Source organism: Salegentibacter salarius, assembly GCF_900168265.1.
GTDB classification, from domain to species: Bacteria; Bacteroidota; Bacteroidia; order Flavobacteriales; family Flavobacteriaceae; genus Salegentibacter; species Salegentibacter salarius.
This window is the reverse complement of record NZ_FVZF01000020.1, coordinates 1-22,531: the sequence shown is the minus strand read 5'-3', so window position 1 is coordinate 22,531 and position 22,531 is coordinate 1. Positions and strand designations below refer to the sequence as shown.

The 22,531-nt window shown below is 34.2% G+C and carries 28 protein-coding genes; 12 read left to right on the top strand and 16 right to left on the bottom strand.

Annotation, left to right across the window (positions count from 1 at the left end; translation table 11 throughout):
- Nucleotides 1-80: 80 nt before the first annotated feature.
- The 12 genes from B5440_RS11370 to B5440_RS11315 form a co-directional block, all read right to left on the bottom strand.
- Nucleotides 81-563: a hypothetical protein gene (locus tag B5440_RS11370; protein WP_070053937.1), complete on the bottom strand. Its 483-nt coding sequence runs from the start codon at nucleotides 561-563 to the stop codon at nucleotides 81-83.
- A gap of 115 nt (nucleotides 564-678) precedes the next feature.
- The gene (locus B5440_RS11365) at nucleotides 679-1,335 is read right to left on the bottom strand and encodes a hypothetical protein (protein ID WP_070053936.1); all 657 of its coding nucleotides are present in this window, start codon (nucleotides 1,333-1,335) and stop codon (nucleotides 679-681) included.
- A 27-nt stretch (nucleotides 1,336-1,362) separates the two neighbouring features.
- Nucleotides 1,363-2,250, bottom strand: a complete 888-nt coding sequence (locus B5440_RS11360) for an AbaSI family restriction endonuclease (RefSeq protein ID WP_070053968.1) — start codon at nucleotides 2,248-2,250, stop codon at nucleotides 1,363-1,365.
- 42 nt (nucleotides 2,251-2,292) lie between these two features.
- Nucleotides 2,293-2,622, bottom strand: a complete 330-nt coding sequence (locus B5440_RS11355) for a hypothetical protein (protein WP_070053935.1) — start codon at nucleotides 2,620-2,622, stop codon at nucleotides 2,293-2,295.
- 431 nt (nucleotides 2,623-3,053) lie between these two features.
- Entirely contained in the window at nucleotides 3,054-3,431 is a 378-nt protein-coding gene (locus B5440_RS11350; RefSeq protein ID WP_070053934.1) for a hypothetical protein, read from the bottom strand.
- Nucleotides 3,432-3,446: 15 nt separating this feature from the next.
- Entirely contained in the window at nucleotides 3,447-4,487 is a 1,041-nt protein-coding gene (locus tag B5440_RS11345; RefSeq protein WP_070053933.1) for a hypothetical protein, read from the bottom strand.
- Between the two features lie 199 nt (nucleotides 4,488-4,686).
- Nucleotides 4,687-5,013 carry a hypothetical protein gene (locus B5440_RS11340; protein WP_070053932.1) on the bottom strand — a complete coding sequence of 109 codons (327 nt, stop codon included), beginning with the start codon at nucleotides 5,011-5,013 and terminating at the stop codon, nucleotides 4,687-4,689.
- A 167-nt stretch (nucleotides 5,014-5,180) separates the two neighbouring features.
- A complete protein-coding gene (locus tag B5440_RS11335) occupies nucleotides 5,181-5,618 on the bottom strand; it encodes a hypothetical protein (RefSeq protein WP_070053931.1) in 438 nt (145 codons plus the stop codon).
- Nucleotides 5,619-5,799: 181 nt separating this feature from the next.
- Nucleotides 5,800-6,465 (bottom strand): class I SAM-dependent methyltransferase, encoded by a 666-nt coding sequence (locus tag B5440_RS11330; protein WP_070053930.1) that lies wholly within the window; start codon nucleotides 6,463-6,465, stop codon nucleotides 5,800-5,802.
- Nucleotides 6,466-6,503: 38 nt separating this feature from the next.
- Nucleotides 6,504-7,400 carry a helix-turn-helix transcriptional regulator gene (locus B5440_RS11325; protein ID WP_070053929.1) on the bottom strand — a complete coding sequence of 299 codons (897 nt, stop codon included), beginning with the start codon at nucleotides 7,398-7,400 and terminating at the stop codon, nucleotides 6,504-6,506.
- A gap of 87 nt (nucleotides 7,401-7,487) precedes the next feature.
- Nucleotides 7,488-7,976, bottom strand: a complete 489-nt coding sequence (locus tag B5440_RS11320; RefSeq protein WP_070053928.1) for a YqiA/YcfP family alpha/beta fold hydrolase — start codon at nucleotides 7,974-7,976, stop codon at nucleotides 7,488-7,490.
- Nucleotide 7,977: 1 nt separating this feature from the next.
- Complete coding sequence (locus B5440_RS11315) at nucleotides 7,978-8,205, bottom strand: hypothetical protein (protein WP_070053927.1); 228 nt, start codon at nucleotides 8,203-8,205, stop codon at nucleotides 7,978-7,980.
- A 176-nt stretch (nucleotides 8,206-8,381) separates the two neighbouring features.
- Between B5440_RS11315 and B5440_RS11310 the strand changes: the two genes are divergently transcribed.
- On the top strand, nucleotides 8,382-9,947 hold the full coding sequence (locus tag B5440_RS11310; protein ID WP_070053926.1) for a Fic family protein: 1,566 nt from the start codon (nucleotides 8,382-8,384) through the stop codon (nucleotides 9,945-9,947).
- Between the two features lie 38 nt (nucleotides 9,948-9,985).
- Here B5440_RS11310 and B5440_RS11305 read toward each other — a convergent pair whose 3' ends face one another.
- Nucleotides 9,986-10,276 carry a hypothetical protein gene (locus tag B5440_RS11305; RefSeq protein WP_070053925.1) on the bottom strand — a complete coding sequence of 97 codons (291 nt, stop codon included), beginning with the start codon at nucleotides 10,274-10,276 and terminating at the stop codon, nucleotides 9,986-9,988.
- Between the two features lie 10 nt (nucleotides 10,277-10,286).
- Complete coding sequence (locus B5440_RS11300) at nucleotides 10,287-10,526, bottom strand: hypothetical protein (RefSeq protein ID WP_070053924.1); 240 nt, start codon at nucleotides 10,524-10,526, stop codon at nucleotides 10,287-10,289.
- Nucleotides 10,527-11,000: 474 nt separating this feature from the next.
- Between B5440_RS11300 and B5440_RS11295 the strand changes: the two genes are divergently transcribed.
- From B5440_RS11295 to B5440_RS11275, 5 genes are all read left to right on the top strand, one after another.
- The gene (locus B5440_RS11295; protein WP_070053923.1) at nucleotides 11,001-12,068 is read left to right on the top strand and encodes a leishmanolysin-related zinc metalloendopeptidase; all 1,068 of its coding nucleotides are present in this window, start codon (nucleotides 11,001-11,003) and stop codon (nucleotides 12,066-12,068) included.
- 257 nt (nucleotides 12,069-12,325) lie between these two features.
- Complete coding sequence (locus tag B5440_RS15905; RefSeq protein ID WP_079711133.1) at nucleotides 12,326-12,445, top strand: RteC domain-containing protein; 120 nt, start codon at nucleotides 12,326-12,328, stop codon at nucleotides 12,443-12,445.
- A 265-nt stretch (nucleotides 12,446-12,710) separates the two neighbouring features.
- Nucleotides 12,711-12,989 (top strand): helix-turn-helix domain-containing protein, encoded by a 279-nt coding sequence (locus B5440_RS11285; RefSeq protein ID WP_070053922.1) that lies wholly within the window; start codon nucleotides 12,711-12,713, stop codon nucleotides 12,987-12,989.
- 1 nt (nucleotide 12,990) lies between these two features.
- Nucleotides 12,991-13,698, top strand: coding sequence for a hypothetical protein (locus B5440_RS11280; RefSeq protein WP_070053921.1), 708 nt, complete (start codon nucleotides 12,991-12,993; stop codon nucleotides 13,696-13,698).
- Complete coding sequence (locus tag B5440_RS11275) at nucleotides 13,682-14,338, top strand: ATPase (protein WP_070053920.1); 657 nt, start codon at nucleotides 13,682-13,684, stop codon at nucleotides 14,336-14,338. The genes B5440_RS11280 and B5440_RS11275 overlap by 17 nt, the downstream gene beginning before the upstream one ends.
- A 403-nt stretch (nucleotides 14,339-14,741) precedes the next feature.
- Here the strand turns inward: B5440_RS11275 and B5440_RS11270 are convergent, their stop codons facing one another.
- Nucleotides 14,742-15,098 carry a BfmA/BtgA family mobilization protein gene (locus B5440_RS11270; RefSeq protein ID WP_070053919.1) on the bottom strand — a complete coding sequence of 119 codons (357 nt, stop codon included), beginning with the start codon at nucleotides 15,096-15,098 and terminating at the stop codon, nucleotides 14,742-14,744.
- A gap of 1,810 nt (nucleotides 15,099-16,908) precedes the next feature.
- Between B5440_RS11270 and B5440_RS11260 the strand changes: the two genes are divergently transcribed.
- The 6 genes from B5440_RS11260 (at nucleotide 16,909) to B5440_RS11235 (ending at nucleotide 22,207) form a co-directional block, all read left to right on the top strand.
- The gene (locus B5440_RS11260; RefSeq protein WP_079711129.1) at nucleotides 16,909-18,210 is read left to right on the top strand and encodes a paraquat-inducible protein A; all 1,302 of its coding nucleotides are present in this window, start codon (nucleotides 16,909-16,911) and stop codon (nucleotides 18,208-18,210) included.
- 292 nt (nucleotides 18,211-18,502) lie between these two features.
- Complete coding sequence (locus B5440_RS11255; RefSeq protein ID WP_070053917.1) at nucleotides 18,503-19,165, top strand: hypothetical protein; 663 nt, start codon at nucleotides 18,503-18,505, stop codon at nucleotides 19,163-19,165.
- 135 nt (nucleotides 19,166-19,300) lie between these two features.
- A complete protein-coding gene (locus B5440_RS11250; RefSeq protein ID WP_079711128.1) occupies nucleotides 19,301-20,296 on the top strand; it encodes a S41 family peptidase in 996 nt (331 codons plus the stop codon).
- A gap of 38 nt (nucleotides 20,297-20,334) precedes the next feature.
- A complete protein-coding gene (locus B5440_RS11245) occupies nucleotides 20,335-20,631 on the top strand; it encodes a hypothetical protein (RefSeq protein WP_070053915.1) in 297 nt (98 codons plus the stop codon).
- 154 nt (nucleotides 20,632-20,785) lie between these two features.
- Complete coding sequence (locus B5440_RS11240; RefSeq protein ID WP_070053914.1) at nucleotides 20,786-21,805, top strand: medium chain dehydrogenase/reductase family protein; 1,020 nt, start codon at nucleotides 20,786-20,788, stop codon at nucleotides 21,803-21,805.
- A gap of 102 nt (nucleotides 21,806-21,907) precedes the next feature.
- Entirely contained in the window at nucleotides 21,908-22,207 is a 300-nt protein-coding gene (locus tag B5440_RS11235; RefSeq protein WP_143533309.1) for a hypothetical protein, read from the top strand.
- Nucleotides 22,208-22,264: 57 nt separating this feature from the next.
- On the opposite strand, the gene B5440_RS11230 is transcribed toward B5440_RS11235, so the two are convergent.
- A partial coding sequence (locus B5440_RS11230) for an integrase core domain-containing protein (RefSeq protein WP_143533308.1) occupies nucleotides 22,265-22,531 on the bottom strand: 267 nt, incomplete at its 5' end.

Here is a 22,531-nt window from a genome sequence, read left to right as displayed (position 1 = left end):
TGATACTTATAGTAGTTTTGGATTATCTTTTATATTAGATAAAGTTAGTTATTACATAAATAAGTTTAGCAGAGAACCCATTAGTCTAGCTGGTATATCTTCACTCCCTTTTCTTTGTAGGTTTTGAATATCTCCTCAATTTTTTCCTGTTCTCCATAAGTAGCTACCATTCCCGTTGTACGGCTGGAAAATAGAAAATTATTATAGAACCAGTAATTTAGTTTTGAAGCTATTCTTTCTCGCACCGGATTATTCGGCAATGCTTTAATTTCTTCAAGTTCCTCTCTCAGGTCATTTTGTACTATAGATAATCTATTAATGCTCTCATCAATCATCTTTAACTTTTTAAAGGAATTGAGTAAAAGGTCTTTAGCAACTTCCTCACCTCTTGCAGTAAGATAATGGTCAGGTGTCTGTCTCCCTGGTCCATTTATGCCACGGTAATCCTCCCAATTCTTGAAAGGAGAAATTATTCCTACTCTGATAAAAAATTTGCTTCTTTCAATAATTTCACCTTCTACGAGAGTATCATCAATTTTTAAGGTAATTTTTTGTTTCTCCATAGATCATCTATTTGATTTTGTATTTAACCTAGAAATCCTCTTCCCCATTTCAGGAGTACAGCCGTGATTTCATGTTCCTCTGTACCGTCAATTCATACTCATTCATAGGTATTGACTATCGCTTTTTTAGTTGATCTGTATCCAGTTCAAAAGATGCATCATCTTTAAGGGAGAGAACATTATTAGCGATTAAAGCTCCTTTTTCGATTAAATTCACCGTGTCGGCATCTACTCTAAATTCAAATTCTTCAAGACATTCTATGACAGAATCCTTCCCCTGCAGAATTGAAAAAATTCCTAGGAGAATTTTCTTTTCCTCTTCCTGTGCAAGATTCAATATTTTTTCTCCATCAGGTGTAGGCTTGAAAAATTTCCATCTTCTTATCTGGCTTGATTCGAGATTATAATCTGAACCTTCTAAAGTGATAATAGCGAAAGCATCTGGTCCCAAGACACTCTGAAGGAGATTTTGAAAATCCTCATCAATAGAATCAAAATCGTCTTCTGTGCCTTCTATAGTGTAATTGTAGTCTTGTTTATCATCATAAAACTTTACCTGGATTGAAGATGCAATTGCACCGCTGTATTCTATTATATCCCAGGCGATATTGTCTAGATGTTTCTCCAGGGCTGGGTAACTAAAGTTAAATCTGGATGCCTCCAGCATTGTTGATGTTAATTGAGAATATTCTATTGCAACTTCACCTAAAACCTCCTGTTTGCACAAATAATGAATTAAATCGTAGCTGTTGTCAAATTTTATTATAGCCATTTTACTCGTTTTTTGGGTGAAGAAATATTATATTAGAGACGGAAGTTCTATTTTTCTATAATTATAGGTTTTAGCTTCATTGCTCGTCCTACGCCAACAAAGCCCATCTTTATAATTAGACGTATCTTCGTCTAATTCGAAAACACCCCTAAATCTATAGAGAATGAATCCCAAAGGATCTCTTACGCGGGCAAATACTATTCTTCGCTTTAAAGGATCATTTAAATGATACTCAATATGTTTAATTCTTTTTTCTTTGCTTTCGATATTTTTTTCCTGGATTACACCTTTTTCCTCATCATAAAAATTTTCCCATACTCCGTTTTGATATAGTTTTGGAAACCAAATCAATGTATTTTGCTCAAATGGGTGTTTAGCACCTGCACGCTGAAACCCTTTATAGTCAAGACCTAATGCTTTACATCCATCTACAATTCGTCTAAAAGCAACTTTATCTTTTGTTGTTATTTTTCCTTTTTTTATCCAGGTATCAGGATTAAACTCCTTTGAGGGATCCCAAGGGACGAATTCATTTTTAGTGCGTTTATTATCAATAATTGTTTCGATTTCTTCCACAGTTTTATCGCATTGGTTATTGATGTCTTCAATCGTGGCATTACAGACATCAATTCGCCGAGGTCGAATTCCCACCACATTCTGAAAGTCTGCATCACGAATTTGATCAGCTTTCTCCTGTTTCAGATGATGGCTCTCGTCTATTTCTACAAAATAATTAAGCTGTGGAAAATAAAGGTCGGCCATATAATAGCCATTTTCTTTTTGTACGTATTGTTGTGTAACGAATTTGACATCTAAATTGTCCAGAAGATGTACTATTCTCGATACGACGTAGTTTTCATAATCTTTCTTATTCGTTCGGGCGATTTGCTTTCTTATATATTCCTTCTTGCTCAAGTAATATTTTGAATTTGTCATAAAATTTAAACTTCTTGAAACTTATTCTTTATTTTTATAACCCATATCAAAACACATACTTGCAAACCCAAAAGGTGGTCCACCGTATGTTAACCATAGGTAATTTGGCTCATCCTTTAGTACCTCTTCGGTTAATTTCAGGTAAAGTTCCCCGTGTTTGTCTTCGTCTTTAAATTCTTCAGAGAATTTTTCCTCTAAATCCTCTTGTAAGTGTCCAAAATACCGATAGGAATGTAAAAACAAAAATACCATTGCAGGGGATGGCTGGAACTGTTCTGGATCTAATACCCGTTGCCCGGTTATAGGGCAGTAAAGGTTTTCTAATTCAGTTTTTAAATCAACTTCGGTCATAGCTGCGTTTCTAATTAATTATAGAGATGGTTCTGTGAACGAGTATTTAACTGTGTGCTCTTAAAAAAGAAAATTGAAAATTTATGGCAGGTAATTCCCCTGGAAATGAATTTCTCATATTTAGTTGGTTAAGTTGCTGAAATTTCTTTCGTGTAGGGGCAAAAGAAGAACCTCTATTTTGAGGACCTTCCAAAAATATAAGTTTTCTCTCACAAAGCATAATTTTATGTTAATAAATTATCATAATTTCTTCAACATTGGTGTAGTAATGAAAGAGGTTCAGTATTACTCAGCTTTAATAAGCTGATGCATATCCTCACCTAAAGTCACCTTACTTATATTTGTCAACCAAGCTTAAAAATTATAGGAAGGCAGTTTCTCACAATGTTGGTATAGGGCTGAGTTATTTCGTTCTTCATCCTCAAGATTATTCACTTCTTTTTCCTTTCTGAAATTTTCAAGTTCCTGAATAGATTTTTTCTAACATTCACTCCCCAGGGATTATGATAATCTGGTGCTGCTTTCATCGCATTAAGTAATTGCTCGGGCATAGATTCCCTGTTCTCGTAAAGCCAATAACACAGGTCACGTAAATGTACCTTGAGAAAAATAAATCTTTTATAGAAAATACTTTGGGTAAACATTGCCCGGTTATAACTCTTTTTACTTCTGTAACAATGCTCCAGGTATTCTTCCCTCGCCCTAAAATTCAGCTCTTGGTATAACTGGGTTATAGTTTTATGCTCAGCATCTATTTCAAGCAAATTGAATGGCTGGGTAAGCTTTTTGTATTGCTCTGGGTTCTCCATTATTTATAAATTATATTAAAGTCTGAACTTTGCCCTTGGAGAGCCTATTAAATAATCTGAAAAGAAGCTTAAAAGATGATTTCCATTTATAGATGCATCAGAGTAATCTGACAAATAAAGGATATTTCCCTCTTTAATTTTACAGTCACTCACAATTCTTTTTCCATGAGCTTTTTCCTGGTTGTATAGCATGATCATTTGTTCTATGATCTTCATAGGAAGTTCTTCTATACCATGTAGTTTCTGACTGACCAAAATCGCGCATTTATTCGTAGCAAGCTTTTCTTCAATAGTGATAGAAGAAATATCTATCTCCCGGTTTTGAAATTCGTTTTGTAATGCTTGAATAATACCTTTCCATACAACACTATTATTATCTCTTCCTACCCGGGTATTATAAAATGCCTGAAGGTGGTTATTACTGAAATTTTTAAACTTCACGTGATATTTTTCTCTCCAAACCTCAAAGGCATCTTCTTGGTGATAAACTCCACCTGCATAAGCTTTTCCGGCATTAGGAAAATAGATCTTTTGCTCCATAACTGCTATGCCTATAGGAGGGATTAAGGCAGAATCTTTATTGCGATATTCTTTTAAATTAGACAGGCAATAATGCTTCTTCTCCAGTTCTTCCAGAATGTATTCCCTATCTTTTCTGAATTGTTCTCCCGGTTTTCCACAACGGATATTAAAAGCTGCGATTAATAGTTCTGAGGAATGAATTCCATTCCATATAGAACCTAAATCAACGCTGAGATAAGGATTTCGGAATCGCTCATAGCTACTTTGGCAGCGTCTTGGCCACTCAGGAAGGCCTTTCGGGAACATCCATTCCATTACCTCTTCAAGATGCTTTTTAAGTTCTCGCAGTTTACTGAATTTAGGATCCTGGAAAAAATCTTCAGCTTCATATCCTTCACGGAGCAAACATTCGGTATGAAAAATATTCTCAGTGATGCGATAAAGATCTGAATACATTACCTCAATTTTTTTGTCAGTACGTACCCCTAATTTTTTGAGTTCAATTAGATGGTTTTGGTATGAGAGCTGATCCATATTTATAGTTTAGATGTGGACAATAAAATACCCACCCCGGGAGCAGTGGGTATTAGTTGACAAATCAAATTAATCAAAACAATCATTCCCGGTGAGAAAGTTAAATCATCATAAGCTTTTGCTTTTTTGCTGAAACAAATATAGATGGAGAACGCGACAAGGTGTGTCGTCTTTTAAATAATGGCCGATTTGCGTAAATTCAATTGCTGGAATATCCCATATCAAAACATAGGGTAGCTGATCCCATAGTGCCATAGGTGATCAGAAGTTTGTCTTGCGCCCAGCGGAGGTGTCTTTTCATTGTTTTATATAAGAATTCTCCGTTAATTGTTTCCCCGTTCTCATTAAAGTGTAAAGGAAATTTTTCTTTCAATTTCTCAATACAGTATTCAAAGTCCTGGATCTCTTCTACGTAAATAAAGAGCAGGCTGGGAGGAGTGTGGTATCCTTCTGGATGCAGCACAATTTCACCAGTAACTGGACAATAAAATTTTTCAAATTCACGATCTAAAATGATTTCTGTCATGCTAATTTTAATTTATCTATTCTTAACCAGGGGTTTCTTTGAGGAGAATTATTTAGGCCCATTTACTTGATAATTGTGCCGAAATCTCGGGGTAAATGCTCCGAGGTTTACCTTGAAATTAAAATATTGTTTTTTATTTATGCCTTTTGAGCTTGCTCCTAGGTAGTTTACTTAGAAAGATCTAGTAGAGCGACCAATACCCATTTATCAGGGATGCCTTCAAAATAATAAACCGGTTCGCCGTATTTATCCTTTCGTTTTAATACTCTACCATCTAAATACCAGATTTTCGGTCCGTACTTATCACGGTACCGGATGTAATATCCATCAAACTCGTATAAACGATCTCCATATTTATTCTCCAGCTTTACCGTGTTGCCATCTAAATAATAAAGGCTTTTCCCGTATTTATTTTTTAGTTTAATTTCTTCGCTGTTCCAGTAGAATAGCTCCTCTCCATATTCATCCTTTTGCTTTAGCGTATTGCCCTCAACAAAATAAAGCTGCTCTCCATATTTATTCTCTTCTTTTACCGCCTGAGCCAAAACGCTAGCATTGATTAGACAGCTGATGAGAAAAATATGTGCAATTTGTTTGATAGTCATTTTAAAACTTATTGGATAATAATTATTAATTATTCATTTTTTCCATTGATAAAAAAACGTAGGTATTCCTCTCATTTCACTCGTCGGATACAAGTAAAATCTGGGCTTATCCCGCGACTTTTCTTTGGAAAGGCTAATCTTCATCTAAAATTTTCGACCAGAACCTAAATTTTAGGAGGGTTTAAAATACTTTATAAATGGTAGTTACTACAACTCCTTTAAATTCAGGTGACTTAATTGATAGTAATTGTTTTTCCTCCTCAACCTTAAAATTAAATGGCGGCGCTAAAAGATTTACACCACTTTGTTTTTTTAGTCTGATTCCCTGTCCGGATATAATATCTTGATTGGGTTCAAAGTTCCCTTCCGGTACATGCTCGGTTAAAATCACATACTTATAATCATATAATTTTTTTACCAAACTTTTTATTTCAGCATTCGATAAATGTTGCAAAACCTGTCTTAGAATCACAAAGTCTGCGGCAGGCAATTCATCTTCTGCGATATCCAAAGAATGAAATTTTAAATTATTCGCCTTGAATGTTTTCTTATTATGCGCTATAAGCTCTGGAACTATGTCTATGGCAATATACTTTTTGGAGTACTTCACCAATTCTTTTCCAATATTAAAATCACCGCAACCCAGATCACAAACCACCGGCTGCGTTTCAAAAGATTTTAAAAAAGAGGTCACAGTTTCCAAATATGGATTTATCAATTCGGAATTATGCGAGCCATCTCCAGAGAAAAATTCAGATTGATGACCGCCCCATAGGTTGTTTTCATATATCTGAGCCATAGCATCTTTAGTTGGCCAGGGCTTTTTTAGTTGATTCTTCTTATTCATGATCTTGGATTCAGTTGACTTATCTAATATTTAAGCAGCTATTCATAATTGCCTATACAACGCTTTAATTCCTTTTTGATTTCGGATTTTAGGCTTTCCGGTTCTACTACTTTTATTTGGTCACCATAAGAGAGTATTTCCATTCTAAAATCGTAGGTAGGACGAATAAAATAACTAAACCTGATCTCATCATCATTGCTCACAATTAACTGCTGACTATGGTGTAGTGGAAGTGATTCTACATACCTGCCTTCCCTGGGTGTAAACGATAGGATAACTTTAACTGGCTCTTCATCTGTGCCGTTTATTATTCCGAAGCTATCTTTGAATTTTTCATACGCCTGGTATTCAATTGGCTTAAACTTGTCTTTGGTAATTTCCAGGTTTTTAATTCGATCGAGCGAAAAGTTTTTAATAATATCGTCTTTGGTGTCTTCTGCAATAAGGTACCAACGGTTCCGGGCTTCTTTAAGCGCAATGGGTTTCACCTTGCGATTACTTATGGAGGTATCCCAAAATTTATAATATTCAAACTCTACTTCTAAAAAATTCTGACTGGCGTGTAATAACCCCGCTAAATGATGGGTGCCCAGGGGTTTCCTTTCCTCAAAAATAAGTTGGTTTCCAAAACTCTTTGAAAGTCTTATGGCATTTAAAAGGTCAAAATTTTCTCGTAATCTTTGAGAATGCGTTTCCTCAACATCCTCGTTGATGTAATATTTATTAGTACTTCTATTACATTTTATTACAATGTTATGTATAGATTCTATATCCTCTAAATCTCGTTGAAAAGTACGTTGAGAAGTTAGTAGCTTTTCTTCTATATAATCCCGATCGATAGCCATTTCATCCTGAACATCCTCATAACTCATAGGGCGCAACCTAAGCAGAGAGATAATTTTATAATGGCGTTTTATAGTTTGGCGTACAGACATAGTTTTTTTGTTATTTAATTGGAGTTCAAAAATTGTTCTCGATACCATCCCGATGCCATCGGGATTACTCGAACTGACGAACCAGGTTTAAGCACAAATATCTTTAAAGAATTTTTTAACCTGATCAGTAAAAACATTTATAGGGATACGATGACCTAATTGCGGCAACACTTTTATATCTAATTCTGAATTTTTGAGGTTTTTGCCTAAAAAGATTAGGGTATCGGCTGCATTCACGACATCGTCACTCCCTCCCAGTAATATCTGCTTTGGAGAAAGTCCTCGAGTAAATTTATGACTGAATTCTATTTCGCTGTATTTAACCAAAGCCGGATTAAACAATAAAGCCGGCCTTCCTATAATTTCTGAAATAGCATAAGCATTTAGCGCGCCCATACTACTTCCCATAACCACATTGAATTCTGTATTTGGGAATTCCTTTAGGATAAGATCGGGTTGAAAATGTTTATCTGAATAATTTATATCAGGTGCGAAAACCTGGCCGTACTTTTCCAATACTTCTCTTTTTTCGTCACTTAATTTACTATTAAGTCCGTGTAGGTAAAGTATATTCATATTACTTGGTCTTTTCTTTTTTGGTTAAATCAGCTCGATAAGATTTACCATCTTTTCCCCAATTCCAGATATCCGAAATTTCTTTTTTCTGCGGAAGCTCTTCATCTGAAACTGCAATTTTTTCTTTTACGATTCTTCTTAATTTGCGATTGGCTTTTTGTTTTTCAGTTTTTTCCGAAGAAGCCTGGCAATTGGGAAGTATGGGAGTTTTGCGTTTAGATCTACTCATTATCTCGATTGTATTTAACAAATTAAGGCATTATTAGCGACAAAGTATGTCGCTGTAAAATGATTTAATTTTTCCTATAGTAGCGCGCCTATTTTTAATCGAAAATTATATTTAGCGCTCATTTTTTATGTACTGCTCCTATTTTTTACTTATCTTGCGCTTAAATTTAATTTGAAATGCTTAATCCCGCCCATTTTTATTCTGATGCACCCGTTTTTCACGGTCTGGAAAAACCAGAAAGAGGTGTCGTCGTAGGATACGCCGCCATTATTGATAAGCTAGGTCTTAATATTCCTATCCACAAGCCTGTGGCTTTGATTTGTGATCAAAACAAATCTTTTGAAACGGAGGACTGGCGGGTTTTCCAACCTAGTTACTTGCCCGAAGATCATGTAAAACTTTCCAGAATCGAGGCCCTTTATAAGCATTTGGTATTCAGTTTAAAATATGAAGGGGTAAATTTATTAGTGTTTAGTGCACTCACCAGGTACTTTTCTGAAGAAGAACTATATAAGCTGACGGATATTGAACCTACCGGGCAATATAGCCGGAGAATATGGTTCTTGTTGGAATGGATTATGGAAAAAGAGATTCCTCAAAAGAAGGTCCTCACTAAAAAAAGTTACGTTTTCGCTATAGATAGTAATCTTCAGTTTGCTATAAATGGAACAAAATCAAAACGTCACTTGGTGATTAATAACCTCCCAGGCACGCCATATTTTTGTCCATTGATTCGTAGAACCGCTAAACTTGAATTCTCTCAGGCCGATTTAGAGAAGAAAAAAACTGAATATTTAAAGGGTGTACGTAAGGATATCATACAAAGAGCTTCGTCGTTTCTTCTTTTAAAGGATTCTAAAGCTTCTTTCACTATAGAAGGAGAAAACCCTCCAAGCAAACGTGCAGCTAGATGGGGGAAAGCGATAGGACAGGCAGGAACAAAAGATCTTTCAGAAGAGGAATTCGTGAGATTGCAGCAAGTGGTGATTGAAAACAGTCGATTCATAGAGATGGGTTTCAGGGAAAAAGGAGGCTTTATTGGAGAACATGATAGGACAACTGGGGCACCAATACCAGATCATATTTCCGCAAAGCCTGATGATCTGCCTAAGCTAATAAAAGGCTTGCTTGATACAAATCAATTATTACTTGAAAATGATTTTTCAGCAGTCATGGCCGCAGCAAAAATTGCTTTTGGTTTTGTGTTTATTCATCCCTTTGTAGATGGGAACGGGCGGATTCATAGATATATAATCCATCATCTCCTGGCGAAGAAAAAATTTTCTCAACAAGGGGTAATATTCCCTGTCTCAGCTTCTATTCTTGATCATATTGATGACTATAGAAGGATTCTAGAAGATTATTCGCACCCACTTCTTGATCATATTGATTGGGAACAAACATCAGACAACAATGTCCAGGTAATAAACGATACTCTGGATTACTACCGCTTTTTTGACATTACTAAGCAAACGGAATTTTTATATGATTGCGTAAACGATACCATAGACAATATAATTCCTGAGGAAATCCAATACCTTACAGCTTATGATGCTTTTAAAAGATGGTTGGATGACGAATATGAAATGCCAGATAAAATGGTAGCCCTCCTGGTAAGATTTCTTGAACAGAATGAGGGAGATTTATCTAAAAGTGCCCGCGAGAAAGAATTTGCAAAACTAAAAGCAGAGGAGATAAGTGAAATAGAGGAAACCTACAGAGAGTTATTTATGAAAAATTAGTACTTTCTAACTTGCTATGTGCATTCTCAAATCTATATTTATAAATTCGCATCCTCAAGCTCCTCTTCGGTAATCCCGTTAATATTTGCCAGGGAGTTCATAAGGTTTTCCATTTCATCGAAAAAAGTCAGTAGCTTTTTCAGGTTATTGTCTTTAGTTCCTCGAAATTGTTCAAGATCAAATTTATAGGTGTCGCCGGGCTTGAAAACTGTATTTACTTCAGCGTATTCCCCGGTCATTCCCACATTAATTATCCTGGTGAGCAGTTCCTCGTGCATTTCAAGTAACTGTCTATAGGTAAGAATTATTTTTTCTCTATATTCTGACATCATTATTCTTTTAGTTACAGGAAGATTGTTTATTAAAATTTTTAAAACTCCATTCTACTTCTCCAAGATCAATCTTATTAATATAATTCATCTCCAGATAAGTATAGATATTTGGTACGCCTACGTGAAGTGTAATTTCAAATCCGCCCATGGTTTCTTCCTGAAGCATTGTTCTTCCGCCATATTTGATCTCTTCCTGTATATGTTGGTATTGCTCTTCGGTAAGTGTTATTTCTAATGTTCGCATCATCTTTATTTTATACTGCAAAAATAAGGGCGGTAGGCGTCATAATATGTCGTGTAGGGGGATTTCTCTATTTTAAAAATGGAATATTTTTTAGCAATGGGGAGTACAGCTAATATTTTTCAATTCTCTCTTCGGATAGATTCTCAATATTTCCAACATACATAATTTGGTATTCTTAAATAAAACTAGATTGAATTCAGAGCCAATTAGGGTGTTTGAGACTTTTCCCGGGAGAGAAAGTCAATTGAAAATACTACGGATTTCCAAGAAACCACGTTAAAATATCAAATACAATGCGAATAAATTATTCGTAATATTTAATAGATATTACTTATGTTTTTTTAAACAATTGTTAATTAAATTGATTAAACACTTGTTAAACCTTAAAGAAGTATTAATATTTCTTCTTATTTCTATTAGTTTGCGGAACTATTAATCATTAACTGTTTTAATACAGTTCTAAAGAAATAATATTTTATGAGAAAAATTTTAACAAGATCAAAATTTACAGGTTTATTTACCGTCGCTATAGGTGCGGCTTTACTTGTTTCCTGTTCTGAGGACTCTGTAGATTCCGTTCAATCAGATATGGATACAACTGCAAAGCAAGAATTTGAGTTGCTTACCCCAGATAATGGTTTGATTAAAATTGATGCTAAATCAAATACGTCTAAAAGTAATATTAATAAAAAAAGAGCTACAGATGCAGCAGGTGTAGATAGAGGTCGTTTTAATATTTCGATAAACTATCTGGTGCCTGTAACCGACAGACAGCGTGAAGTATTCGAATCTGCAGCAGCTAGATGGGAACGAATCATTATTAAAGATGAATCTTCTATACCAGAAGAAGCAGTTGTTGGTGCAATACCATCAGCCTTTTTAGGTTTCCCAGCTTTAAATGCTGATGGTCCTATTGATGATGTAGTGATTGAGGTAGTTCTTATACCTATTGATGGTCCTGGAAAAGTTCTCGGCTCTGCTGGCCCAAGATTTGTTCGTACCAGTAACCGTTTGACTATTAGTGGAATTATGCAATTTGATACTGCTGATCTTCAGTCTCTGGATGACAGAGGTTTATTTGAGAACGTTATTGTTCATGAAATGGGACACGTTTTAGGAGTAGGTACATTATGGAATTCCGGAGATAAAATGCTTAGTCAGGGACCTGCGAGTAATCCATATTTTACAGGAAAAAAGGCGAATGTATTTTGGAATGCTGAAGGTGGTGAATTTGAACTTCCAATTGAAAATATAGGAGGCCCCGGTACAGCTGGTGGACATTGGAGAGAATCGCTATTGCGCAATGAACTAATGACCGGGTTTATCAATTTAGGAGAAAATCCATTAAGTCGAATAACAGCCGGATCTATGAAAGATCTTGGTTATGGAGCGGCAAGTGTTGGTGAACAATACGATCTAGCGAAAGGTACTCCAGGAGTAGATATAAGCGAGCTTGATGAAATGAATGCCGATGGAAGCCAGGGAATCAATATTGCTGACCGTGAGGTTCTACTTGAACCAATTGGAGAAGTTGTAGATAAATAAGCATTTGTTGGAGCTTTTAAGAAATTAAAAGTTTAAATAGTTTAGAAAAAACCTGATTCATTTAGAAAATGAATCAGGTTTTTTTATGTATTAATGTATCCATTAAAAGCCATAAATTTTTTTTGGAAAACAAGATTAGCCGGGATATGAATGCTTTACGTGGAATTTTGAAACAGAAGAAAGATCAGGGTTTCAATCAAACTCCAAATATGGCAGTATTGATATCGTTTCCCTATTTGAAATAGTTTAATCAAAAGCTGGATAATTGCTACAAGAAGCTTTCAGAAATAAAGGATAGGAAAGGGAGAATCACCAAATTCCTGGACAAAATCACCTGGAATTTTGAACAAAAAATGAACCGTGTAAATGAGCTATAATTTTCGGTAGGTGAACGTAACTCCGAAAAAGCCCATTTCTATTCCTTTTAAGAATATTTTCTCTTTAAAATTGCCCAAACTCATCAATTTTAGCCTCGTTTATATCTATTTAGAGAAGGTGTTAAATTTTGTCGTAGTCCGGTGGACATAGTGAAATTAATTTCCTAAAGCTGCTCAAATTTGTCTTAGAAGTCAAATCAACAAAATCCCGCCGTGTAAAAAAGTGTAACCATCGGTGGGATTTTAAACTAAAACCATTTTAAAAATGCCAAAAGAAATAATTACTACCGATGATCTAATGAATTTTAAGCTAGAGTTATTTGAGGAGCTTAAAAAATTACTTAAAGAGCATTCAACCGGAATCCATAAAAGGTATTTGAAATCTTCTGAAGTGAGAAAACTGCTGGATATAAGTTGGGGAACTTTACAGAATATACGAATAAATGGTAATCTTCCTTACACAAAAATAGGAGGTACCGTCTTTTATGATTGGGAAGATGTACAACGATTAATGGAGAAGTATAAGATAGATAATAGTGATTAATATGAATTACATAAAACACCTTACCGAGGTTTTTTATCGATTTAATGAAGATAGCCGTTTAAATCCCTCACACGTGAGTATTTACTATGCTTTATTTCAGTATTGGAATGTTTTTAGGTTTTGTAAGCAATTCTATATACAAAGGCAGGAAATTATGGAAGCTTCAAAGGTTGGTTCACTTTCAACCTACCATAAATGCATTAGAGAATTAAGTGACTGGAATTACATTTTGTATTTGCCTTCTAAAAATCCCTTAAAAGGCAGCCAGGTTAAGATGTCCATTTTTTGGACTAGTGATAAACAAGCAGAAGATGAGCATTCAATTTGTAGTGTAAATGACCCGGATAAGTTTGAGACTTTTTTAGAACAGGTTGCAGAAGAGTCCGGTAAGAGTACCGAAATAGCACCGGTATATGAAACAAACAATATTAAACATATTAAACAGAATAAAACTTATTGGCCAAAAAGTGAATTTGAAGTTTTAAAATATTTTAAAGAAAAAGGCTGGCCAGATAATGAAGCTTCTAAGTTTTATCACCACTACGAAGCTGTAGGTTGGAAAATTAATCGTGATACCCCTGTAGTAAACTGGCAGGCTTTAGCATATCGATGGATGAAAAAGGCCAAGGAGATTCAGCAAGATTTAAAAATGAAAAATCCTGATTATTTAAAAATTAAAAAAGAAAAAAACTATGGAAAACCCTTGTGAAATAATAGAAGGCGGAGTAGTTTACAAGATTGGAAAATTTAGAGGAAAAGAAGTATTTTATGATTTTCCATTAATGCTTGAATATCTCCAGGTGAAAGGAAAGATGCTTTTTGGAAAAGAGTTTCAGCTGTACAAAAAAGATGAAAAATTACTTTTCAAACTCTGCAATTATATAATTGCGGATAAGGAAAAATGCCAGAAATTCGATCTTGACCCTGCAAAAGGAATTTTACTAACCGGGCCTGTGGGTTGTGGAAAAACTAGCTTTCTTAAGCTTTTGCGTTATCTGGTGCCCCACCAAAAAGAATATCAGGTTATTCCTTGCAGAAATATTGCTTTTGCTTTTCACCATTTGGGGTTTAAAACAATTGAAGATTATGGGAATAATAGTTATTTATGCTTTGATGACCTTGGTGTTGAGCCGGCAGGAAGGTTTTATGGTCAGGATTGCAATGTGATGGGAGAAATTCTGCTTTCCCGATATGAATTATTTCTTAATCATAAAATAAAAACTCACGCTACAACAAATTTAGATTCCGATGAACTTGAAGAGCGATATGGCTCCAGGGTGAAAAGCAGAATGCGCCAGCTTTTTAATTTGGTCACTTTTGATGAAAAAACTGCCGATAAAAGAAAATAGCCGAAATTTTAATTTCAATAAGGATTGGATAACAAAAAAACCTCATTCTAACCACTGCAAATTACCAATCTTACGTTTTAACTTCTATAATTTCACCTGACTTTATGGTTATTAAAAAACCGAATTTTCATTTTCATAAAATTTTATCTCATTTGAGATCTAAATACCTCACATAGGAGTAAAACTTCGGTTTCTTCGTTTCCAATTTAGTGATATTGGTATCTACTTCTTTTACAACATCTTCCAAAAAAAATTATCTTCTTTCTAATTAAAGAAAAGCTCCTCATTATTTTCTTCTATACCCGGAATAACATTTTCTTTTTCCAGGTAATCAAGATACTCTGCGGTGCTTTGAGAATACTCTTCTTAATTTCTTTGGGTTGGCTGTAATATACATAGTGAATTATTTATAAAAGTCGGGATGAGTGTCATCTTGCTCATAATCTCTTAGTCGATTGGAGTAATTGTTTTTTGGATCAGCAGCCTCCAATAGTGCCTGCAAAATAGCTAAAGTTGGGTTAACTTTATTCTTCTCCATATCCCTTGTTATTGCGATCACTGCATTAATTCTTTTCTTGATAATATTTTCAATTCGCCTGCCGGTAGGCCCAAAATTTTCTTTCGGAGAAATCTCATTGTAGAAGAAAAAATCCAGCATTCCGGCCAAAGCTTCAGAGTGTGTTTTGTAATGTATTCTGGAAAATTGCTGAAAGCGTTCAGCCGTTTTCTTTTCAATAGTAATGTTTTTAACTGCTTTCATAATTCAGTACTTTTTAATATTTACTGGTTTTTTTAACCATTTTATTGGGGGTTCAAGCCCAAAACCAGTAAATCAATATTTTTATAGCATTAATCATATTATTTAAATAATTGATAGTCAATAAATTAAAATGTAAAAGGTAGTTTTTAACGGGCTCTGCCCGTTACCCTCTTGCTCTACCTTTTCGTCCCGCAGGGACAAAAAAGTTGACTATTAAAATGAATTTAATAGCCTTTTAAATGTTTAAAAACTGAATCCTATTTTTTATGATTTGAAAAGAAAATCTTTGAAGTTTACTATAGAGAAATGATCAATTGATTGAGAATTTCGTAAAATGAAAAACAGATCATGAACATCATAATCCGTTTTTAAAATCTTATTATTTTTTTTATAAAATCCCATCATCGGGAAAACTGAAATGGTCGGGCAGAATTTAAAGCTATATATCTGATTTTAATTGATTTACTTATTGTATCCTGAGCATTTTCCTTTTTTGATTTTTTAATTCCGCTTCCTTTTTGTGGATTTTTGCATGATTTCATTTTTCCGTTATTCGATTTACTTCCCGTAGAGCCGTCACTGTTACCTTTTTCTGATGCTGATACATTTTCAAGATTTAGAATTAGGGAGGACTTATAAAAAGGGAGCACAGCAACCGGCTTTATGCAGTGTGGACTAACTTCTAAATCTTGGTATTTTGCATTACAGAAAAAGGTAGGGGCAGTTAGGGACGGGAGTACTTCAGATAGAAAAAAGGAAGAGTAGGAAAGGAGCAGGAAGCGGAATTAAATTAGTTATGAAATCCATTTCCATCATTTAAGTGGAAAATCAGAACCGGGAATAGATCGTTTTCATATTTTCTGTGGAAGAAGCAAAATGGAAGGTGGGTTTTTATACTTGAGTTTCGTTGTTGAACGAAAGTCTTTACCTAAAAGATATGAAAGGGGAATGTGGGGAGTTATGTGTATAGTAATCCTTAAAATATGAATTTTATTTCCGCACTAAACAAAACCTAGATATTTAGAAATTTTTAATTTTTCTAATTATTACGATAGTGAATATAAAGGTAAAGAGTAGGAATAATATAGTAAGCTGATTGTCTAGCCAAATCGAATAATAAAAATTTTTGTGCAGGTATAAAGATGAGCCCAGTGCAAGGAGGATGCATAAAGCCAGAATTTTATATATTTTTAATTGCATAATAACTCTTAAGGAAATCATATTATGCTAGGTCCAAATTATATACCTGTATTTTAAGATACTTACTAAGGAAGAGTGCACATTACTGATATTTAGTTTTTTATATGCTTATATAATAATTTCAACTCATTTTGAAGTGGGGTAAATTGTACCGGGTGGAGAGAAATTAACCAAACATTAGAAATGCAGAGTGTTATTCTAATTACCTATTCTTATAGGTAAGATTCAACTGCTTTAAATAGGGTCGTCTTCTTTTGATTAAATTAAAGATTTTAATCGTTTTTACTTCTGTTTTAACATTAGAAATGAACTTAAATTAATGGTGGTAATTCATCTTAAAATAGTGTCAGGCGAAGCCTGGAGTTCTTTAGTTAGGGAATTGGAAGCATAGGCAGGGCGCAGGAAGCGGAATTAAATTAATTATGCAATCCAATTTAGCGGACTTCATCAAAAAATTTCGAACTGTAATGGAGCGTTCCGATTTTTCAGAATTATGATGAAATGGAGCTTTTTTACAAGACAAAGATTATAATTAATTAAATATTTCAGCAGGAAAACCTCACCGAATTTATCCGGATTAATGGAGTATCTTTAAAGAATACTTCGCAACATGATGGCTATAAATATAAAGCGCATTCTCCTTATTTTATTTACGGGTTTTTTGGTGTGCTTAGCTGGGTGGAGTAGCTTTCTGGTTTATAAATATTCTTCTGAAGCTGCAGAAATCAAGAAAGATTACAGTGAGCTTAATAGCATCACCCACGGACTCCTTTCAGTAAATATCTGGAGAGATCATTTAACGAATATGGTTTTAAACCGTATTGATGAATTTGAATTTACTCCGGCCCAAGAAGATACGCTTGTAATTCAGGTAGAAAATATTCTTATGGCCGGGATTGATAAAGGCGATAGTTTAATGAACCTTAAGCAAAAGAGTTTAAAGGGAAAACTAAGAAAATTTGCCGTAAGAACTTTGGTGCCCGAAGAAAAGATAAGGGCGCTGGTACCAATGTTTGCCCAAACTATTGTAGATGAAATTCAGCAACCGGAAAATAAAGAAGCGCTTAAATACGTCATTAAAAGTAAACTGCAGGAATACAGTGATATGACCCACGCAGATTCTGAAACTGCTGTTGTAAGACTAAATTCACTTTTGGATAAATATGAGGTTAAGAGCCTTGAAGCTTTTAACCGAAAAACTTCAGAAAAATTAATGACCCTGGAGGATCAAACCTATAATCATACCTATATCTTGCTGGGTATTATTGTGGTTTTTCTTTTTATTTGGTGGTTGTTAAGAAATCAATTTTTCTTACATACGCCCATGTTTATTATTTCGGTGATTTTATCCCTGGTAGTTCTTTTTGCAGGGCTAACTGCTCCTATGATAGAAATAGATGCGCGTTTTCAGCAAGTAAATTTTTTACTGATTGGGGAACAAATCACTTTTAACGATCAGGTAATTTTCTTTCAAAGTAAAAGTATTCTGCAGGTAATAGATATTTTGTTTCAAACAGGAAAGGTAGATTCTTTTTTCGTGGGAATTCTAATTCTCGCATTTAGTATTATTTTTCCCGTGGCTAAACTTGTTTCCACTCAGATTTATCTGGCCGGGAGCGAAAAAATTAGAAGAAGCAAAATCCTGAAATTCTTCGCTTTTAAATCGGGAAAATGGAGTATGGCAGATGTATATGTTATCGCAATATTTATGGCTTATATAGGGTTTCAGGGTATTCTGGACCATCAACTTACTAATGCGAATGTTGAAACTGAATCTCTTGTGAGCATATCTACCAATAAAACATCGTTGCAGCCCGGATTCATTATTTTTATAGCCTTCGTATTGTTTAGTCTTGTACTATCTACAATTCTTAAAAAGATCACGGTTTTAGATAAGTCAAGTTTAAAATAAAAAATCGGTTAAATGTTTTAGGTTTTTAAAGCAGGGTCTCTATCGGTTGTCTTTTCCTTCGATCTTTTAGTTAATGGAAGCTTGTTTACTATGATTTTTAAAACTCCATTCCACTTCGCCTAGATCCAACTCGAATAAAATACTACAGCTAAAATCGGTAAAAAAAAAGCTTAGGTTTAGCTTAAAATCTTTAATTTAGAACTCTAAATTGATCCTGGTTAAGCTGACAAATTAGCTCTTCCCTACACGCTACTTCTCTTAACCGTAACCCTTGGTACCAATACTTTAAAAAATGACGAACAAAATTCTACTTCTATTTCTTATTACTATTTTATTTTCATGTACTTCCCAAAAAGAATCTAATTATGCCGGCAAATTATCAGGTTGCTTGAATGAGAATGATATTAAGGTTCTAAATGAAGCAACCTTAATATTCAGGGAAGAGTTAGCAAAGCATTACAATCAAAAAAATGACAATAAAAATTTCAAATCTTATATCGAAGATTTAAGTGCTATGCCTCCAAATCATGATTTCTCTCCAGACTTTTATGTGAATGAAAAAGCTGTTGAAATAATCAAAAAACTGAAGGAAAATAGGACATTTCAGAAAATATGGACAAAGTATGAAGTGAATAATTCTGAACAAGAAATAACTCTAGTTTCCTTTTCTGATGAGATAGAAGAAGAATCTGAACAAGAAGAATTGATTACATATGTTTTAAATCCAGACGGAGATTATTTAAAATGCTTAAATAGTAATTATACAAACGAGACTATCAAAGAAGTTTTAAATGCTCAAACAAAATATGGTGATATTTCTCCTTCTATTATTGCAGGAGCAATGAATTCAAAATTAAAAAAAGAAGATTTCGAAAATGATATGACTAAGCTGGTAGTTGCTTTTGCTCTATATTATAATATGGTAAATCTTCTAATAGATCATCCGATTAAATAAATACTGGATCCAACAACACATCGCAAATGCCGGATTTAATAGGAAAGTGCTAAATTATTTTCCATAAGAAGCAAAATCGTTAGGCCGAAATCTATAATTAAAAACATCGCATATTCGCAATTGGCGCCAAGTAATATGAAAAACACACTACTTTTATTTATACTAATACTCAGTTTTCAAAATTCTCATTCTCAATATAATGAGCTTTCAAAAAATGATGAGAAGTCCATCAAAAAGATGATAAGAGAATTTGAAAGAAATTCCATTAATAAAGATTCAATAGACTGGAAGAATTTTGAAAAGAAAGTTTGGCAAAGTGCTGTATTTTCTAAGGATTCAGCCGTAATTACTGCATTAACTTTAAATGGAGAAAAACATTCAAGTTATTACGATCAAACTGCAGAGACCTACTTATCTGCAAAGGGAAAGAAAGCTTATAGCTATAAAAAAATAGAACCATTCGAAAATGAAGAAACCTTAGGTTACATAAATATACTCCCCTTTATTGATTCCAGAAAAAGTCTTGACGAAACTCTAAAAAAAGGCGCAGAATATATTACTGAAAATCTGGAGAATATAAAAAAACAAGATTCTAAAAAATTAAAAGGCTGGGTCATTGATTTAAGAAAGAATAATGGAGGGAATATGTGGCCAATGCTCATTTCACTAACCCCATTTTTAGAAAACGAAATTCTAGGTTATTTCTTAATAGAAGAAAAATGGCACGAATGGAGCAAGCAAGAAAATCAAATAATTAACGGCTCATCGAATCAAACTAAAAAATTTATAGATGCCCCACTTGAATATAAACTCAAAAACGAGAACTTAAAAATTGCTGTTTTAATAAACGGAAATACCGCAAGTTCAGGTGAAGCTGCAGCTATTGCATTAATGAGTAATCCAAACGTTAAGTTTTTTGGCAACAATACAGCTGGCTATACAACATCAAATAGCACTATTACTCTAAAAAACAATGATGTTTTAATACTAACTTCTGGCGTGATGGCTGACTATACAAAAAAGGAATATTGGAATGGAGTAAAACCGAATTTCAAGATTTCTGAAACAGATGACTTAAAGAATGAAATTTTAGAATGGTTCAGCAAAAATACCGCTGTTAACAATGGTTAGCTGATGTTTATTCCAAAAATTAAACTTAAGTGAAATTGATGAAAAATAAGATCAAGTACAGTTTAATATTTTCTTTAGTGCTTTATCTCCTGGCTAATTTATTTATTATAATACAGGAAAAATATTATGAAGATAACTTAAAAAATTACGATCTAAACGAAAATGGCTTTTTTGAAGAAAATGAAAGAACAAAAAAGCAACAGATTATACAGGAAATAGTTGCCGGTGATACAGCACGAACTCTAGCTCCAATCACAACAATTCCAATAATTATCATTTTTGGCTTTTTATTTTGGTCTACACTAAAAATTGTAGGAAGAAAGAAATTAACTTAGCTGCAGTGGGCAGCATCGGTTAAAGAAAATAGTTTTGATCTAGCTAAAATTCTCTATTTTAGAAGTTTAAATCAATCTTGGTTAGGCCGACAAGTTAGCTCTTCCCTACACGCTACTTACCTTAGACGTGACCATTAGCGGTAATTAAAAAATAATGGAATATACTAGAATCGTCATTTCAAAATTTGGAGAACCCGAGGTGCTTGAAAAAGTAGTTGAAAAAGAACTGCCTATACCAAAGAAAGGTGAAGTAAGGGTAAAAGTATTGGCGACAAGTGCTTCATTTACCGATACACTTGTCAGAAGGGGAATTTATCCGAACATAAAGGCAAAGCTACCTTTTTCACCGGGCTATGACCTGATTGGAGTTGTTGATGAAATTGGAGAAAATGTCCACAATCTGAAAATAGGTCAAAAAGTTGCAGACTTGACCGTCATTGGATCTTACACGGAATACATTTGTCTCGTTGCAAATTCGGTTGTTCCTGTTCCAGAAAATTTGGATAATGGGGAAACCGTAAGCCTAATTCTGTCATATCTTACCGCTTATCAAATGCTGCACCGTTCTGCAAAAATTAAAAACGGGCAGACCATTTTGATACACGCTTGTTCCGGTGCAGTTGGAACTGCAATACTCCAATTGGGCAAACTAATGAACTTAAAAATGTATGGCACAGCCTCGAAAGGGAAGCACGAATTTATACAAAGAATGGGGGCAATTCCAATTGACTACAAAAATCAAGACTTTGTAAAAGTAATTAAAGAGAAAGAACCCAATGGAATTGATGCAGTTTTTGACCCAATGGGTGGCGATTATTTTCCTCGTTCACTGAGTTTGCTGAAGAAAAAGGGAACTTTAGTAGCTTTTGGTTTTCAAAACTCTGCAAGTGGAAATGGTGGAAATATGATTTTAGACTTTCTGAAAGTAAAATGGTGGAATCTACTTCCGAACAAACCTCACGCAAATTTTTACTTGATAACCTCCATGAGAAAACAGCACCCGGAATGGTTTAAAGAAGATTTACAAGTCTTGTTTAAATTGCTCCTGGAGAAAAAAATAAAGCCTGAAATTGGAAAAACAATGAAATTGGAAGACGCAGTTGAAGCACATAGGTTAGTTGAAAATGCCAAAGTCGAGGGGAAAATAATTCTGAATGTAAGTGACGGAAAATAATTGAATAAATCAAAGATCATTGCTAAACCGAAAAGTCAGGGCAAGAAATCCCCAACTGTTCATAACACGTTTGGTGAAATTTATAGGAAAAATCAAATTTTAATGAAAAATATTACCTACTTGCTTATTATTTTATTTTCTATAACCGGTTGTTGCAGGGATCAAATCGTAGCTTCTTATAAATTATCAGAAAATGATAAAAATCTAATCCCATTTGAACAAGATTCTACCCTAAGCTATATAAGTCAGCAGGATATTTCCTTTTCTGCCAAAGCACAGCAAAGAAAATTAGAGATAATTGAGGAAAGAATCGGCGCTGACAGTTGTGATTTATGGGCAATTGATGTATTTAAAAGCTCAATTTTTATAAATACATTTGAGTTAGAATTTGAATTTATTTGAAGAACCCCCATTTGTTAGGACAGCTTAGCTGCTAAATTAAGTTCTATTTTTTATTTTTTAAGCAGCATTTCTTTCTTGTTTTAAATATCGGTTGATAGGTATTTCATTTTCTATTCCCTGGTGCCTTCTCCTATGGTTGTAAAAATCAAAGTAGTCCCGGAGTTGCCTGTATAAACCTACCCCGGATTCCGGAGGATTGAGATAGATGTTTTCGTATTTCACACTTCTCCATAAGCGTTCTATAAAAACATTATCGATAGCTCTTCCTTTACCATCCATACTTAACTTAATATCCCGAGAGCGTATGCTACCCGTAAAGATCTC